1 protein-coding gene is annotated in these 253 nt (G+C 68.4%); it reads left to right on the top strand.

The genetic code is table 11. The annotated features are described in order from the left end of the window. Positions 1-253, top strand: a 253-nt coding sequence (locus RVY79_RS20715) for a hypothetical protein (protein ID WP_411161773.1), incomplete at both ends; no start/stop codon positions are given.

The raw sequence follows: 253 nt of genomic DNA, 5'->3' as shown, positions 1-253 counted from the left end.
CCAACCTCTACACCGACTACAGCTTTGCCGTGTGGAACCGCGCGCCTTGCGACGCCGCGGAGGCCGAGGCCGCGCTCGACGCGACGGGTGGCGAGCTGATGCTGGTGCCATTCGCCAAGGCCTACTCGGGGCTCACCGACAAGGAGATCCAGCGCGTGGACCGCGAGATCCGCAAGACCACCGTCGAGAAGTTCGGCCCGGTGCGGCGCGTCCGGCCGACGCTGGTGTTCGAGCTGGGCTTCGAAGGCATCCA

The organism is Chromohalobacter sp. HP20-39 (genome assembly GCF_033052815.1).
In the GTDB taxonomy this organism is placed as follows: Bacteria; Pseudomonadota; Gammaproteobacteria; order Pseudomonadales; family Halomonadaceae; genus Chromohalobacter.
The sequence above is the reverse complement of the archived record's forward strand: the minus strand, read 5'-3'. Positions and strand labels throughout refer to the sequence as shown.